At 67.4% G+C, this 15,119-nt stretch carries 10 protein-coding genes; 5 read left to right on the top strand and 5 right to left on the bottom strand.

The window, feature by feature from the left end; all coding sequences use genetic code 11:
* The first annotated feature begins 46 nt into the window (after window positions 1-46).
* Window positions 47-2,005: a putative bifunctional diguanylate cyclase/phosphodiesterase gene (locus tag AC1RM6_RS27685; protein WP_493107371.1), complete on the top strand. Its 1,959-nt coding sequence runs from the start codon at window positions 47-49 to the stop codon at window positions 2,003-2,005.
* 119 nt (window positions 2,006-2,124) lie between these two features.
* Here the strand turns inward: AC1RM6_RS27685 and mfd are convergent, their stop codons facing one another.
* Together mfd and AC1RM6_RS27675 are read right to left on the bottom strand one after the other, a co-directional pair.
* Window positions 2,125-5,589: a transcription-repair coupling factor gene (mfd, locus tag AC1RM6_RS27680; RefSeq protein ID WP_493107370.1), complete on the bottom strand. Its 3,465-nt coding sequence runs from the start codon at window positions 5,587-5,589 to the stop codon at window positions 2,125-2,127.
* Between the two features lie 178 nt (window positions 5,590-5,767).
* Window positions 5,768-6,034, bottom strand: a complete 267-nt coding sequence (locus tag AC1RM6_RS27675; RefSeq protein ID WP_493107368.1) for an FAD assembly factor SdhE — start codon at window positions 6,032-6,034, stop codon at window positions 5,768-5,770.
* 72 nt (window positions 6,035-6,106) lie between these two features.
* On the opposite strand from AC1RM6_RS27675, the gene recG reads away from it, so the two are divergent.
* Window positions 6,107-8,167: an ATP-dependent DNA helicase RecG gene (recG, locus tag AC1RM6_RS27670; RefSeq protein WP_493107366.1), complete on the top strand. Its 2,061-nt coding sequence runs from the start codon at window positions 6,107-6,109 to the stop codon at window positions 8,165-8,167.
* A gap of 172 nt (window positions 8,168-8,339) precedes the next feature.
* Here recG and AC1RM6_RS27665 read toward each other — a convergent pair whose 3' ends face one another.
* The 3 genes from AC1RM6_RS27665 to tyrS all read right to left on the bottom strand — a co-directional run bounded on the left by AC1RM6_RS27665 (window position 8,340) and on the right by tyrS (window position 11,416).
* Window positions 8,340-8,690 carry a PilZ domain-containing protein gene (locus AC1RM6_RS27665; RefSeq protein WP_493107364.1) on the bottom strand — a complete coding sequence of 117 codons (351 nt, stop codon included), beginning with the start codon at window positions 8,688-8,690 and terminating at the stop codon, window positions 8,340-8,342.
* Window positions 8,691-8,813: 123 nt separating this feature from the next.
* A complete protein-coding gene (locus AC1RM6_RS27660) occupies window positions 8,814-10,082 on the bottom strand; it encodes a hypothetical protein (RefSeq protein ID WP_493107362.1) in 1,269 nt (422 codons plus the stop codon).
* 107 nt (window positions 10,083-10,189) lie between these two features.
* A complete protein-coding gene (gene tyrS, locus AC1RM6_RS27655; protein ID WP_493107360.1) occupies window positions 10,190-11,416 on the bottom strand; it encodes a tyrosine--tRNA ligase in 1,227 nt (408 codons plus the stop codon).
* A gap of 54 nt (window positions 11,417-11,470) precedes the next feature.
* Between tyrS and AC1RM6_RS27650 the strand changes: the two genes are divergently transcribed.
* The 3 genes from AC1RM6_RS27650 (at window position 11,471) to AC1RM6_RS27640 (ending at window position 15,103) form a co-directional block, all read left to right on the top strand.
* Entirely contained in the window at window positions 11,471-12,571 is a 1,101-nt protein-coding gene (locus tag AC1RM6_RS27650; RefSeq protein WP_493107479.1) for an anhydro-N-acetylmuramic acid kinase, read from the top strand.
* Window positions 12,572-12,590: 19 nt separating this feature from the next.
* Window positions 12,591-12,974, top strand: a complete 384-nt coding sequence (locus AC1RM6_RS27645) for a VOC family protein (protein WP_493107358.1) — start codon at window positions 12,591-12,593, stop codon at window positions 12,972-12,974.
* A 143-nt stretch (window positions 12,975-13,117) separates the two neighbouring features.
* A complete protein-coding gene (locus AC1RM6_RS27640) occupies window positions 13,118-15,103 on the top strand; it encodes an alpha/beta hydrolase family protein (protein WP_493107356.1) in 1,986 nt (661 codons plus the stop codon).
* The last annotated feature ends 16 nt before the right edge of the window (window positions 15,104-15,119 follow it).

Below are 15,119 nucleotides of genomic sequence, written 5' to 3'. Positions count from 1 at the left end.
ACATCGTGACGAACTTGCCGCAAACGCGAAGAAACTCGGGCGCCGGGTGGTCGCGGCAAGGCGCGCCGAGGCGATCGAACGCCGCTTCGTTGCATCGGCCGCCGCGATCGCGGTGGTCGACGCGCGCGGTGCGCTGCGCGAAGGTCTGGCGGCGTGCGAGGCTCTCACCGAAGCGGTGGCGTCGACCGGCGCCGCGCTGATCGTGATGCTGTCGCGCAACGACGCGCTGGCGATCGACCGTTTCCTCGAAGCCGGCATCACCCATTATCTGATCAGCCCGTTCGGCGAGCAGGAGTTCGTCCATGCGCTGCGGCTCGCCGATCGCTTCGTCGCGCGGGTGGCCGGCGGCGACCAGGCGGCGTCGGAGCGGGCCTCGCTGCGGCTGTCCGAGACCGAGGCGTGGAGCTGGCGTCCCGGCAGTCGCAAGGCGCGGCTGAGCCCGGCCTTCGCCGAGCGGATCGGCCATGGCCGGCAGGAGGCGCGGCTGTCGGAACTGCTGCGGGCGATGGACCGCGCCGGACGCCGCGCCGCCAACGACGCGGTGACCCGGCTGCTGACCAGCGGCAAGGCGACCGGCTTCGCCCATGCGATCGACGCGGGCGGCGAGCGGGTCGCGCACCATATCCATTTCGACGACGATCGCGGGGTGGTGATCGGCCTGGTCGAGCCCTCGCGGGGCAGCATCGAGAAATTCGCCGGTCCCGGCGATCCGCTGACCGGCCTGCCGCTGGCCGAATCGGTCCATGAATGGCTGGCCGATCAGGGCGGCGCGCATCCGGCCTGCACGCTGATGCTGCTCGGCATCACCCGCTTCGGGCTGGTCAACGCGGCGTTCGGCCGGCTGGCCGGCGATACGGTGCTGCAGGGGATCGCCCGGCGGATCGAGCGGCTGGTCGACCAGAGCGGGCTGGGGCGCTTCATGATCGCGCGCACCGCCGGATCCGAATTCGCGATCGCGATCGGATCGCCGCTGGCGCCCGAGGCCGCCGAGGATCTGGCGCAGCGGCTGGTCGAGACGGTCTCGCGCCCGTTCGTGTCGGCCGACCGGCTGATCAACCTGACCTGCCGGGTCGGGGTCGCGACCGCCGACGCGGCGGGCTTCGACGATATCGGTGGGCTGTTCCGCCGCGCCTCGGCGGCGCTGACCACCGCCAAACATCAGGAGGGCGGGACCGTCCAGATGCTCGACGCCGACGGCGAGGCCGAAACCGACCGGCGCAAGCAGCTCGAGGTCGATCTGCGGCGCGCGCTCGACAATGACGAGATCGACGTCGTCTTCCAGCCGCAGGTCAAGACCAGCACCGGCGAGATCATGGGGGTCGAGGCGCTCGCGCGCTGGCGCCATCCGCTGCTCGGCGCGCTCGGCGCGGTGCCGCTGTTCGCGGCGGCGGCGCGGTCGGATTTCGTCGGCCAGCTGTCGGCGCATGTCCAGCGCCGCGCGCTCGAGGCGGCGGCGGGCTGGCCGGCGGCGCTCGCGCATCTGCGCCTGTCGGTCAACGTCACCGCCACGGACATCGCCAGCGCCAATTTCGTCGGCGATTTCCTCGCGCGGGTCGACGATGCCGGTTTTCCGCGCCACCGGCTGACCGTCGAGGTCACCGAAAGCGGGCTGATCGAGGATCTCGCGCGCGCGTCGGACCTGCTCGGCGAGCTGCGCAGGGCAGGGCTTCGGGTCGCGATCGACGATTTCGGCACCGGCTATTCGAGCCTCGCCTATCTCAAGGCGCTGCCGCTCGACTATCTCAAGATCGACAAGGCGCTCGCCGCCGACATCACCGGATCGAACCGCGACCGCATCGTCATCCGCGGGGTGATCGACATGGCGCGCTCGCTCGGGCTCGCGGTGGTCGCCGAAGGGGTCGAGACCAAGGCCCAGCTCGCCCTGCTGGCGCGCGAGGGCTGCAACTATTTCCAGGGTTTCCTGTGCGCGCCACCGCTCGACATCGAAGCGCTGGTGGCGATCGTCGCGGACAAGCAGCCGCAATTGTTCGAACCGGCGGCCTGACATTCCCTTTTGTCATGCTGAACTTGGTTCAGCATCCACTCCCGATCTCGGGAACGCCCCCTTGTCGCACGGTGGACCCTGAAACGAGTTCAGGGTGACGAAGAAGAACAAGGACCGCCCTACGCCAATATCTTCGCCAGCCCGCGCGAGAGCTGCAGCACACCGTTGAGCCGCGCCTTGGGATCGGGCCAGGGCCGGGTGACCACCAGCTTGCTGTCGGGGCGCAGCTTGGCGCTGTCCTTCAGCCGGTCGACATAAGCGATCAGACCCGGAATGTCGGGGAACTGGTCGTTGTAGAAGGTCACCAGCGCGCCGCGCGGGCCGGCGTCGAGCTTGGCGACACAGGCCTTGCGGCAATTGAGCTTGGCCTCGATCACGATCAGCAGATTCTGGGTCGGATCGGGCAGCTTGCCGAACCGGTCGATCATCTCGGCGGCGAAGGCGTCGATCTCGGCGCGGGTCTCGAGTTCGTTCATCCGGCGATACAGGCCCATGCGCAGGTCGAGATCGGGGACATAGTCGTCGGGGATCAGGATCGGCGCCTCGACGTTGATCTGCGGGCTGAAGCTCTCGCGCGGCGGCGCCTTGCCGAAGCCGCCGGCCTTGGCCTCGAGGATCGCCTCCTCGAGCATCGACTGGTAGAGTTCGAAGCCGACCTCCTTGATATGGCCCGACTGTTCGTCGCCGAGCAGGTTGCCCGCGCCGCGAATGTCGAGGTCATGGCTGGCGATCTGGAAGCCCGCGCCCAGCGTGTCGATGTTCTGGAGGATGTGGAGCCGTTTCTCGGCGGTCTCCGTGATCCTCTTGCCGGTCGTCAGATAGGCATAAGCGCGGGTCTTGGCGCGGCCGACCCGGCCGCGGATCTGGTAGAGCTGCGCCAGACCGAACTTGTCGGCGCGGTTGACGATCAGCGTGTTGGCCGAGGGGATGTCGAGCCCGCTTTCGATGATCGTGGTCGAGATCAGCACGTCGAACTTCTTGTCGTAGAAGGCCGACATCCGCTCCTCGACCTCGGTCGGCGCCATCTGGCCGTGCGCCACGACATAATTGATCTCGGGGACGTCCTTGCGCAGGAACTCCTCGATATCGGGCAGGTCGCTGATCCGCGGGGTGACGAAGAAGCTCTGGCCGCCGCGATAATGTTCGCGCAGCAGCGCCTCGCGCAGCACCACCGCGTCGAACGGCGCGACATAGGTGCGTACCGCGAGCCGGTCGACCGGCGGGGTCTGGATCACGCTGAGTTCGCGCAGGCCCGACATCGCCATCTGCAGGGTGCGCGGGATCGGGGTCGCGGTCAGCGTCAGCATATGGACGTCGGTCTTGAGCGCCTTCAGCCGTTCCTTGTGGGTGACCCCGAAACGCTGCTCCTCGTCGACGATCACCAGCCCCAGCCGCTTGAATTCGACCCCCTTGGCGAGCAGCGCATGGGTGCCGACGACGATGTCGATCGAACCGTCGGCGAGCCCTTCGCGGGTCGCCTTGGCCTCGGCGGCGGGCACGAGTCGCGACAGCCGGCCGACATTGATCGGGAAGCCGTGGAAACGCTCGACGAAATTGCGGTGATGCTGGCGCGCGAGCAGGGTGGTCGGACAGACCAGCGCGACCTGCATCCCGGCCATCGCCGCGACGAAGGCCGCGCGCAGCGCGACCTCGGTCTTGCCGAAGCCGACATCGCCGCACACCAGCCGGTCCATCGGCGTGCCCGACCCCAGATCCTCGATCACGTCGGCGATCGCGCGGTCCTGGTCCTCGGTCTCCTGATAGGGGAAGCGGTCGACGAACTCGTTATAGCCGCTTTCGGGCTGGGCGACCTCGGCGGGACGCAGCGCGCGTTCGGCGGCGGTCTTGATCAGCTCGCCCGCAATCTCGCGGATCCGCTCCTTCATCCGCGCCTTGCGGGTCTGCCAGCCGACTCCGCCGAGCTTGTCGAGCTGGACGCCCTCGCTCTCGGCGCCATAGCGGCTCAGCACGTCGATATTCTCGACCGGCACATAGAGCTTGTCGCCGCCGGCATAGCTCAGCGCGACGCAGTCATGCGGGCTCTGGCCGACCGGGATCGAGGTCAGCCCGTCATAGCGGCCGATGCCATGGTCCATATGGACGACGAGATCGCCGGGCGAGAGCGTCGACAGCTCCTGCATGAACGCGTCGGCCGACTTCTTGCGCTTCTGCCGCCGGACCAGCCGGTCGCCGAGCATGTCCTGTTCGGTCAGCAGCGCGACGTCGGGGCTGGTGAAGCCATGGTCGAGCGGGACGACAGTCAGCGCGGTGGTGCCGGTCTGGGCGAGGCCCAGCGCCTCCTGCCAGCTTTCGGCGAAGCCGAGGCGGGCGAGGCCATGGTCCTTGAGCAGCCCGGCGAAACGCTCGCGCGATCCGATCGAGTAGCTGGCGAGCACGACCTTCTGGCCGGCCTTGGTCAGCCGTTCGACATGGTCGACGACCGCGTCGTAGATGTTGACGCTCTGGGTGCGCTCGGGCGCGAAATCGCGCGCGGCCTCGACCCCGAAATCGATCACGATCGCGCTGTCGGGCTGGTGGAAGCCGGTGGTCAGATGGATCGGCCGGTCGGCGACGAGCCCGGCCCATTCGGCGGTGGTCAGATAGAGTTCGTTCGGGGCGAGCGGGCGGTAGCTGCCGGGCTCCTTGGTCTGCGCGCGGACCCGGTTGGCATGATAATCGGTGATCGCCTCGAAGCGGCTCTCGGCGGCGCTGTCGCTGCCGGCATCGTGCAGCACCAGGTCGTCATCGCCGAGATGGTCGAACAGCGTGGTCAGCCGCTCCTCGAACAAAGGCAGCCAATGGTCCATGCCGGCGAGGCGGCGGCCTTCGGACACCGCCTGGTAGAGCGGGTCGCCGGTGGCGGTGGCGCCGAAACGCTCGCGATATTTGCCGCGGAAGCGCTTGATCGTCTCCTCGTCGAGCAGCGCCTCGGAGGCCGGAAGCAAAGTGAAGCCGTCGAGCCGGCCGACGGTGCGCTGGTCCTGCGGATCGAACTGGCGGACGCTTTCGATCTCGTCGCCGAAGAAATCGAGCCGGAGCGCCATCGGCTCGCCGGCGGGGAACAGGTCGACCAGGCCGCCGCGCACGGCATATTCGCCGGGATCGGTGACGGTCTCGGTGCGCATATAGCCATTGGCTTGGAGCAGCGCCGACAGCCGGTCACGGTCGATCCGTTCGCCGGGGGCAAGCTTGGCGACGAGCTGACGCACCCGGAACGGGGTCAGCGCGCGCTGGGTGACCGCGTTGATCGTGGTGACGAGCAAGGTCGGCGCCCTGGGCTTGCTCTGCAGCGCGTAGAGGGTCGCGAGCCGCTCGGAGGTCGATCGCAGCGCCGGGCTGGCGCGGTCATAGGGCAGGCAGTCCCAGGCGGGGAACTGGGCGATCTCGAGCTCGGGCGCGAAATAGCTCGCGGCGTCGGCGATCCCGCGCATCGCCTGGTCGTCCGAGGCGATGAACACCAGCCGCCCGCCCTTCGCCGCGGCGGCGCGGGCGAGGTCGGCGAGCAGCCAAGGCTGAAAGCCCTGCGGCGCGCCGGCGAGGGTGATCGGCCGGTCGGCCCTGAGGATGCGCTGGAGATCGGTCATCTAAGCTGCTGTTCTTTATATCTAATCCCTCTCCCCGTGGGGAGAGGGAAGGGGCCCGCGCCGCAGGCGTGGGAAGGGTGAGGGCACGCTGAAGTCCCGAAGACGGAAGTGTCGTGCCCTCACCCTTCCGCCGCTATGCGGCTCCCTCCCTCTCCCTGAGGGAGAGGGAAAGACATTCTCAATTCTGCACCTCGATGAAGTCGAGCCGCCTCAGATCGTCCATCATCGCGCCCTGCCATTCGGCCGGCACCGCGATGGATCCCATCGCCCAGCCCATGATGTCGACATCCTGTTCCTCGAGGATCGTCTCGAACCAGTCGACCTGCTCGTCGCTCCAGCCGGCCGATCGCGTGTCGAAGAAGCCGCCCATCATCAGGTCGGCCTCCTTGGTGCCACGGTGCCACGCACGGAAGCGCAGGCGTTTCAGGCGGATTTCGCGGTCCATAGGCTTCCATGACAAATTGGCCCACGGGCTTCTGGAAAGCCTGCGAGCTGGAGGGTAGAGACCGATCTAATCATGCGGCCCGATATTCTCAATCCATTGTTCGCCGAGGTCGAATCGCTGAAGGGCGTCGGCCCGACGCTCGCCAAGCCGCTGAAACGGCTGAAGCTCGAACGCGTCATCGACGTGCTGTTCCACCTGCCGGTCGGCTCGATCGACCGCAAGCCGGTCGAGACGATCGATGCCCAGGATGTCGGGCGGATCGTCACGGTGCGGGTGGTGCCGACCGGTCATCGCTCCTCGGCCGGGCGCGGACCGTTTCGCGTCGAGGCGACCGACCGCGACGGCAATATCCTCAGGATCTTGTTTTTCGGCGGCCATCCGGGGTGGGGCAAGAAGCTGTTGCCGCTGGGCGAGCCGCGGATCGTCTCGGGCAAGCTCGATCGCTATGGCGACGAACTGCAGATGGTCCATCCCGACCATGTCCTGCCGCCCGAAGAGGCCGGCGACCTGCCCGAGCGCGAGCCGGTCTATCCGCTGTCGGAGGGGCTCACCACCCGCCGCATGGGGCAATTGGCCGAGCAGGCGCTGCTGCGTGCGCCCGAACTCGCCGAATGGGTTGAGCCCGGGCTGAAGGCGGCGCGGGGCTGGCCCGACTGGCACGAGGCGATGCTGCGCGCGCATGCCGATCCGCAGGACGCGCTGGCGCGGGCGCGGCTCGCCTATGACGAGGTGTTCGCCAACCAGCTCGCGCTGATGCTGGTGCGGGCGGCGGGGCGCAAGCGCCGGGGCTGGCCGCTGATCGGCACCGGTCGGCTGCGCGATGCGCTCAAACTTCCCTATGCGCCGACCGGCGCGCAGGCGCGTTCGGTGCGCGAGATCGAGGGCGACCTGCAGCAGCCGACCCCGATGCTCCGCCTGCTCCAGGGCGATGTCGGATCGGGCAAGACGCTGGTCGCGACGATGGCGCTGCTGACCGCGGTCGAGGCCGGCGCGCAGGGGGCGTTGCTTGCGCCGACCGAGATCCTCGCCCGCCAGCATTTCACGACGCTGACCAGGACGCTCGCCGGCCTGCCGGTCAATGTCGCGATCCTGACCGGGCGCGAGAAGGGCAAGATCCGCGAAAGCACGTTGATGGGGCTCGCCGACGGATCGATCGACATCCTCGTCGGCACCCACGCGATCTTCCAGGACAAGGTCGCCTATAAGAGCCTCGGCCTCGCGGTGGTCGACGAGCAGCACCGCTTCGGCGTCGCCCAGCGGATGATGCTCCAGGCCAAGGCCGACCGTCCGCCGCATCTGTTGGTGATGACCGCAACCCCGATCCCGCGCACCCTGACCCTCAGTCACTATGGCGAGATGGAGGTTAGCCGGCTCGACGAGATGCCGCCGGGACGCCAGCCGATCGAGACAAGGGTGATCTCGGGCGATCGGCTCGACGAGATCGCCGGTGCGCTCGGGCGGCATATGGCCGGTGGCGGCCAGGCCTATTGGGTGTGCCCGCTGGTCGAAGACAGCGAATTGTCCGACCTCGCCGCCGCCGAGAGCCGCGCCGAAAGCCTGCGGGCGCTGTTCGGCGATCGGATCGGCGTGGTCCATGGTCGGATGAAAGGGCCCGAGAAGGACGCGGTGATGGCCGAGTTCCAGGCGAACCGCCTCGGCGTGCTCGTCGCGACCACCGTGATCGAGGTCGGGGTCGATGTCCCCAATGCGACGCTGATGATCATCGAGGGTGCCGATCGCTTCGGCCTCGCCCAGCTCCACCAGTTGCGGGGCCGGGTCGGGCGCGGCGACCAGCGCTCGACCTGCCTGCTGCTGCGCGGCAATGGCCTGTCGGAGACGTCGCGGGCGCGGCTGGCGCTGATGCGCGAGACCAATGACGGCTTCCGCATCGCCGAGGAGGATCTGCGGCTGCGCGGCGCCGGCGAGATATTGGGAACCCGCCAGTCGGGCGAGGCGGCGTTCCGGCTGGCCGGACCCGAGATGGTCAGCGCCTATATCCAGACCGCGACCGACGATGCCCGGCTGCTGGTCGATCGCGACGGCGGTCTCGAGGGCGAACGGGGACAGGCGGCACGCACCGCGCTCTATCTGTTCGAACGCGATGCCGCGGTGGGATTGCTCAGGTCGGGATAAACATCGTCGCCCCGGCGGAGGCCGGGGCCGCCCAAGGTTCCTGCATCACCCTGGAAAGAATGGCTCGCCTCTTCCCGATTTTGGGTAAGTGATCCAGGTATTTTGCCGATTGTCGAAGCGTAGCTCGTCTGCCTTGGGCGGTTCCGGCCTCCGCCGGAACGACGAAATTCTCTTACCCCATCGGCCAGCGCTGGCGCTTCGCCTTTGCGGCACCCAGCATTGCCGAATAGGCGAAATGGTCGATCGGGGCGGTGAACTCGGCGCCGATGCGGCCGCCGAGCGACCACATCACCCGCGCCTCGACCTCGCCGAGCCGGGGGAGCACGAGGCGGACGATCGCACCCTTGGGGGTCTGGCCATATTCGCGCACCATGAAACCCAGCGGCGATATGTTGACGAGCAGCACGTCGGCACCGCGATGGTCCTGGGTGAACATGCGCGTCGGCAGCGCGACCTCGTCGCGCGGGGCGCGGCGCAGTTCGGCGGGGTCGGCGGTCGGCACTGTGGGCGCTGGCTGGCTCATGCTCTCATGTCCTTGTTACCACACAAGAATTACCCAAGCGCCTTGCCAAATAGTAAATCGTTTCGGTTTATTATCATTTAAGGGCAGCAAATCGGCGAGCATCGTCCGCCGATAGTCTAAGGGTCAGCGGTCGAGATCGGCGGGCAGGGTCGGCTCGCCGATGATCTGCTCCATCCGCGTCCAGCGCGCCTGCGGGGTCTTGCCGGCGCGGGCGAGCGCCGCGGTCACCCGGTCCTGGCCAAGGCCGTAATTGATCACATAGCTGCGATAATGTTCGGTGAAGCTGAGCGACTGTTCGGCGCGCTTCGGGCTGACCAGCTGATATTTCTGGACGAGGTCGAGCGCGGTCGCGCGGTCGATGCGGCCGTCGAGATAGTCGGCGGCGATCGTCATCCGTGCGCCGGCGATCTGATGGAGCAGGTCGAGCAGCATGTCGTAGGCGGCGGCGCTCTTCGGATCGAGCCCGGCGAGCGGATAGAGTTTCGCGGCCTCGAACGCGGTCTTGGCAGGCCCGGGAAAGGCCAGCTCGATCCCGGCATTGGCCGACCCTTCCGCGATGAAGCTCTGCGGCGAATAGAGCGGATAGACGGTGAATTCCTGCCAGCCCTTCGCGCGCGCCAGATTGCGTTCGAGCAGCATGTTGAGCGCATGATGGCCGGGATAGCCCTCATGGCAGCCCAGATCGATCGCGCGGTCGATGCGGATCGGCAGGTCGGTGTTGACCTGGATCAGGCTGTTCGCCTCGCCCTTGTACCAGTTATAGCCCGACCAGCTCTTGCCGGTGACGAATTCGAGCTCGAATTTCTCCTGGTTCGGCAAGGCGATATGCGCGACCGTTCGCGCGCGGCATTCGGCGATCGCGGCGCGCATCACCGGCTCGAGCCGGTCGGTCGGCACGACATAGCGGTTCTGGAAGGCATCGACCCGCTGCCACAACGGGCCGTCGCCTGGGACCAGCGCGGCGATCTTTGCCAGCAGCGGATCATAGGCGCTCAGCGGCTTGAGCGCCGGGCGCACCCCGAACAGCCCCTCGGCCTCGTCGGCGAAGCTGAAGCGGGTACCGCTGTCCATCGCCAGCCGGGTTTCGGCGGCCTTGAGCTGCCCGAGCAGGAAGCGGCGCCGCCGCTGGTCGTCCGGGGTCAGCGTCTTCGGCGCGATCGTGACGAGCCTGGTGCTCAGCGCCTTCGCCGCGCTCAGCAGCGCGGGCACTTCACGCGGATTCGCCTTGGCTTCGTCCTGCCACGCCGCCGGGCCATAATAAGCGTCGACATAGCCTTCCTCGCGCACCCCGGCCTCGAGGCTGAGATGGACATAGGCGGTGGCGATCTCGTCGAGCGGGGAGGGCGCCCGCTTGGCGCCCGTTCCCAGCGTAAGGGCGAGGCCTAGAGCCAATAGCCTAACCGTTCGTGTCGAGCGTAGTCGAGACACCCCGTTGAGCCGTGGCCGCAGGGTGTCTCGACTACGCTCGACACGAACGGATTTAGGGGTGTTGCGCAGGCTCACCGCGTCAGCACCCCGTGCGCCTTCTTGCCCGCCGACAGCTTCACCGGCGTGTCGCCGACGGTCACCAGCGCGGCCTCGTCCGAAACCTTCTCGCCTTCGATGCGGGCGCCGCCGCCCTGGATCAGCCGGCGCGCCTCGCCCTTCGACTTGACGAGGCCCAGCGCGACCAGCGCGTCGACCAGCGCGATCGATCCGCCGGGCACCGCGAAGGTCGGCAGGTCGCCGCCGGTGGTGCCTTCCTCGAAGGTCTTGCGTGCGGTCTCGGCGGCGGCGGCGGCGGCTTCGGCGCCGCGGCACATCGTCGTCGCCGCGTTGGCGAGGATGATCTTGGCCTGGTTGATCTCCGAACCGTCGAGCGCCTCGAGCCGGGCGATCTCGTCGAGCGGCAGGTCGGTGAACAGCCGCAGGAAGCGCCCCACGTCGCGGTCGTCGGTGTTGCGCCAGAACTGCCAATAATCATAAGCCGGCAGCGCATCCTCGTTGAGCCAGACCGCGCCCGACAGCGTCTTGCCCATCTTCTTGCCGTCGGCGGTGGTGAGCAGCGGGGTGGTGACCCCGAACACTTCGGTGCCGTCGACCCGGCGCGACAGTTCGACGCCGTTGACGATATTGCCCCACTGGTCGGACCCGCCCATCTGCAGCCGGCAGCCGGCACGGCGCGACAGCTCCAGATAATCATAGGCCTGGAGGATCATGTAATTGAACTCGAGGAAGCTCAGCGACTGTTCGCGGTCGAGGCGCAGCTTGACCGAGTCGAAGCTCAGCATCCGGTTGATCGAGAAATGCTGGCCGATGTCGCGCAGGAACGGGATATATTCGAGCTTGTCGAGCCAGTCGGCATTGTCGACCATGATCGCGTCGGTCGGGCCGTCACCGAAAGTCAGGAAATTCTCGAAGATCCGCCGGATCGAGGCGACGTTCGACGCGATCACGTCGAGCGTCAGCAGCCCGCGGGCTTCCTCGCGCAGCGTCGGATCGCCGATCTTGCCGGTGCCGCCGCCCATCAGCACGATCGGCTTGTGCCCGGCCTGCTGGAGGCGGCGCAGCAGCATGATCTGGACCAGGCTGCCGACATGGAGCGACGGCGCGGTCGGATCGAAGCCGATATAGCCCGGCACGACCTGCCGGGCGGCCAGTGCGTCGAGCGCGCTGGCGTCGGTCATCTGATGGATATAGCCTCGCGCATCGAGCGTGCGCAGCAGATCGGAGCGATATTCGGTCATAGCGGGCGGGCGATTAGCATGGGCAACCGGTGAAGGGTAGCGGGGATGGGCAGCATGTTGGCGGTGGGATTGATGTCGGGGACCTCGCTCGACGGGATCGACGCCGCGTTGATCGAGACCGACGGCGCCGGGCTGATCCGGCCGATCGCCTTTCGCTCCGATCCCTATAGCCCGCAGGCGCGCGACCAGCTGCGCGAGGCGGCGGCGCTGGCGTTGAGCTTCGATGCGCCGCGCGAGAGCGCGAAGATCGCCGATGCCGAGGCGATGCTGACCCGGCGCCATGTCGCGGCGGTCCGGCAATTGCTCGCCGATGCCGGGGTCGCGGCGGACAAGGTCGATGTCGTCGGCTTCCACGGCCAGACGATCGCCCATCGTCCCGATCGCGGCTGGACCTGGCAGATCGGCGACGGCCAGGCGATGGCCCAGGCGCTCGGGCTGACCGTGGTCAACGATCTGCGATCGGCCGATGTCGCCGCGGGCGGGCAGGGGGCACCGCTGCTGCCGGTCTACCACCGCGCCCTCACGTCCGGGCTCGCGGCGCCGGTCGCGGTGCTCAACCTCGGCGGGGTCGGTAACATCACCTGGCTCGGCGAGCGCGACGAGGATGTGATCGCCTTCGACACCGGCCCGGCCAACGGGCTGGTCGACGACTGGATGCTCGCCGAGACCGGATCGCCTTTCGACGCCAACGGCGCCTTCGCCGCGCGTGGTACGGTCGATCGCACCGTGCTCGACACGATGCTCGACAATCGCTGGTTCGATGCACCGCCGCCAAAGTCGCTCGATCGCGCCGATTTCACGATCCAGCCGGCGCGCGGGCTGTCGGCGGCCGATGGTGCGGCGACGCTGACCGCGTTCACCGCCGAGACGGTCGCGCGGGCGCTCGATCATCTGCCGGCGCGGCCGGGCCGGCTGATCGTCGCCGGCGGCGGCCGCCACAATGCGACGCTGATGGCGATGATCGCGGCGGCGTGCGGAATCGCCGTCGAGCCGATCGAGGCGCTGGGCTGGAACGGCGACGCCACCGAGGCCGAGGGCTTCGCCTATATGGCGGTGCGTGCGCTCGCCGGTCTGCCGATCAGCTTTCCCGGAACCACCGGCGCACCGTTTCCGATGACGGGGGGCGTCGTGCATAGGGGCGCGGCTGGCGCGTAAGAGAGGGAGGAAGAGGTATATGTTCAGTCATGTCATGGTCGGTGCCGACGATATCGAGGCATCCAAGGTCTTTTATGATGCGACGCTCGGGGCATTCGATATCGCACCGGGCTTTATCGACGCCAAGGGCCGGGTGATCTACGCTACCCCGACCGGGGTGTTGATGATCAGCAAGCCGATCAACGGCCAGCCGGCGTCATGCGCCAACGGCGGCACCGTCGGTTTCGTCGCGGGCTCGCCCGAGCGCGCCGACGCCTGGCATGCCGCGGGTCTGGCCCATGGCGGCTCGACCTGCGAGGATCCCCCGGGGCCGCGCGATTCCCAGATGGGCAGGCTCTACCTCGCTTATCTGCGCGATCCCGCCGGCAACAAGCTGTGCGCACTGCATAATTTGGCGGGCTGAGGCGACAGGCCGCGTGCCGACCGGCCCGGGTAGCCGGTCGGCACGATCCCACCAAAATGGAGACGATTCCGGCGCGGGCCGCCTTTCCGTCCGTTGACGCCGTTCACGGCCCATGAGACGGAACCCGGATTCCGGGGGGATCGATGACCACTTCACGTTATATGATGGCCGCGCTGCTGGCGGGGCTCGCTTTCTATCCGGCGCATGCCGTCGAGGATGGGCAGAAAACCGCCGCCATGTTCGGTGCCAGGCCCGACATCGACGCGATCAGCCTGTCGCCCGACGGCACCAAGATCGCCTATGTCAAACCGACCGAGGGGCAAGGTTCGGCGCTTTACGTCACGAAGCTCGAGGAGGGAGCCAAGCCGCGCCTCGTGACGGTCGCGAGTGGCAATCCGGAGAGGCTGGTGCGGTGCGACTGGGCTGCCAATGACCGCCTCGCCTGCGAACTTTATGGCGTGGTCGACAACAGCGCCGGCGAGATTCTTCCCTTCACGCGAATGATCGCGATCGGCGACGACGGCAGCAACCTGATCGCGCTGAGCACCAAACAGAATATCTACAGCCGAGGTCTCCAACTGGACGGAGGATCGGTGATCGACTGGCTTCCGGACGAAAATGGTTCGGTGCTGATGACCCGCAACTATCTTCCCGATTCGCACCTCGGGTCGCGGTTCGGCTCGGACAAGGAAGGCATCGGCGTCGATCGGGTCGACACGCGGACGCTGGCGCCCAAGCGGGTCGAACCCGCCGACCCGGAGGCGATCGATTATATCAGCGACGGCCGCGGCACCGTGCGGATCAAGGAAGAGATCCTGCAGCGATCGACCGGGATGGATTCGCCGATCAGGTCCTTCTCCTATCGCAAGCCGGGAAGCCGCGAGTGGGAATTGCTCGGCCAGTATAATGTCCTGACCGATGAGGGCTTCTATCCGCTCGCGGTCGATCATGACCGCAACCTCGCTTATGGACTGGTCAAGAAGGATGGCCGCAAGGCCTTCGCTTCGCTGACCCTCGACGGGAGGTTCAAGCAGGACATCGTCTACGCCCGCGACGATGTCGACGTCGACGGCCCGGTGCGGATCGGACGTCGCAATCGGGTGGTCGGCGTCGCCTATGCCACCGACGTCCGCCATGTCGTCTACTCGGATCCGGACATAAAAAAGCTGGCCGACTCGCTGAGCAAGGCGTTGCCCAAGCAGCCCGCGGTGAAGGTGGTCGGTGCGAGCGTCGACGAGAGCAAATTGCTGATATTCGCTGGCAGCGACATCGATCCGGGCGCTTATTATCTGCTCGATCGGACGACCAAGCAGTTGCGGCCGTTGATGAATCTGCGCGACGCGCTGCTCGACGTCCCGCTCGGAACGGTGAAGCCGATCCAGTATCCCGCGGCGGACGGAACGATGATCCCCGCTTATCTGACCCTGCCGCCGGGCAAGGAGAGTGCCACGGGGCTGCCCGCGATCGTCCTGCCGCATGGCGGACCCAGTGCGCGCGACGAATGGGGTTTCGACTGGCTGTCGCAATATTTCGTCGCGCGCGGTTATGCGGTGCTGCAGCCCAATTTCCGGGGTTCGGCGGGCTATGGCGATGCCTGGTTCCAGCAGAACGGCTTCCGTTCCTGGCGCACCGCGATCGGCGACGTTCTTGACGGCGGCCGCTGGCTGGTCGCGCAGAAGATCGCCGATCCGGCGAAGCTCGGTGTCGTCGGTTGGTCCTATGGCGGCTACGCGGCGCTGCAGTCGGCGGTCGTCGACCCGGGCCTGTTCAAGGCAGTGGTCGCGATCGCACCGGTGACCGATCTCGCCGCGCTCAAGGAGGAATCGCGATATTGGTCGAATTTTCGCGTCGTCAGCGACTATATCGGCCAGGGCCCGCATATCCGCGAAGGGTCACCGGCGCAGAATGCGGGCCGCATCAAGGTTCCGGTGCTGATGTTCCACGGATCGCTCGATCGCAATGTCCAGATCGGCGAGTCCCGGCTGATGGCGGCGAAGCTCAAGGACGCCGGCGCCCGCTACGAACTGGTGACGCTGAACGGGCTCGATCATTATCTCGAGGATTCGAAGGTTCGCACCGAGATGCTGGCCAAGAGCGACCAGTTCCTGCGCCAGGCGATGGGGTTCTAGATCGGCGCGGGCCGGG

Source organism: Rhizorhabdus sp. GW822-FHT03C02 (assembly GCF_058801765.1).
Note: the sequence above shows the minus strand (reverse complement) of the source record. Positions and strands in the feature narration are given on the sequence as shown.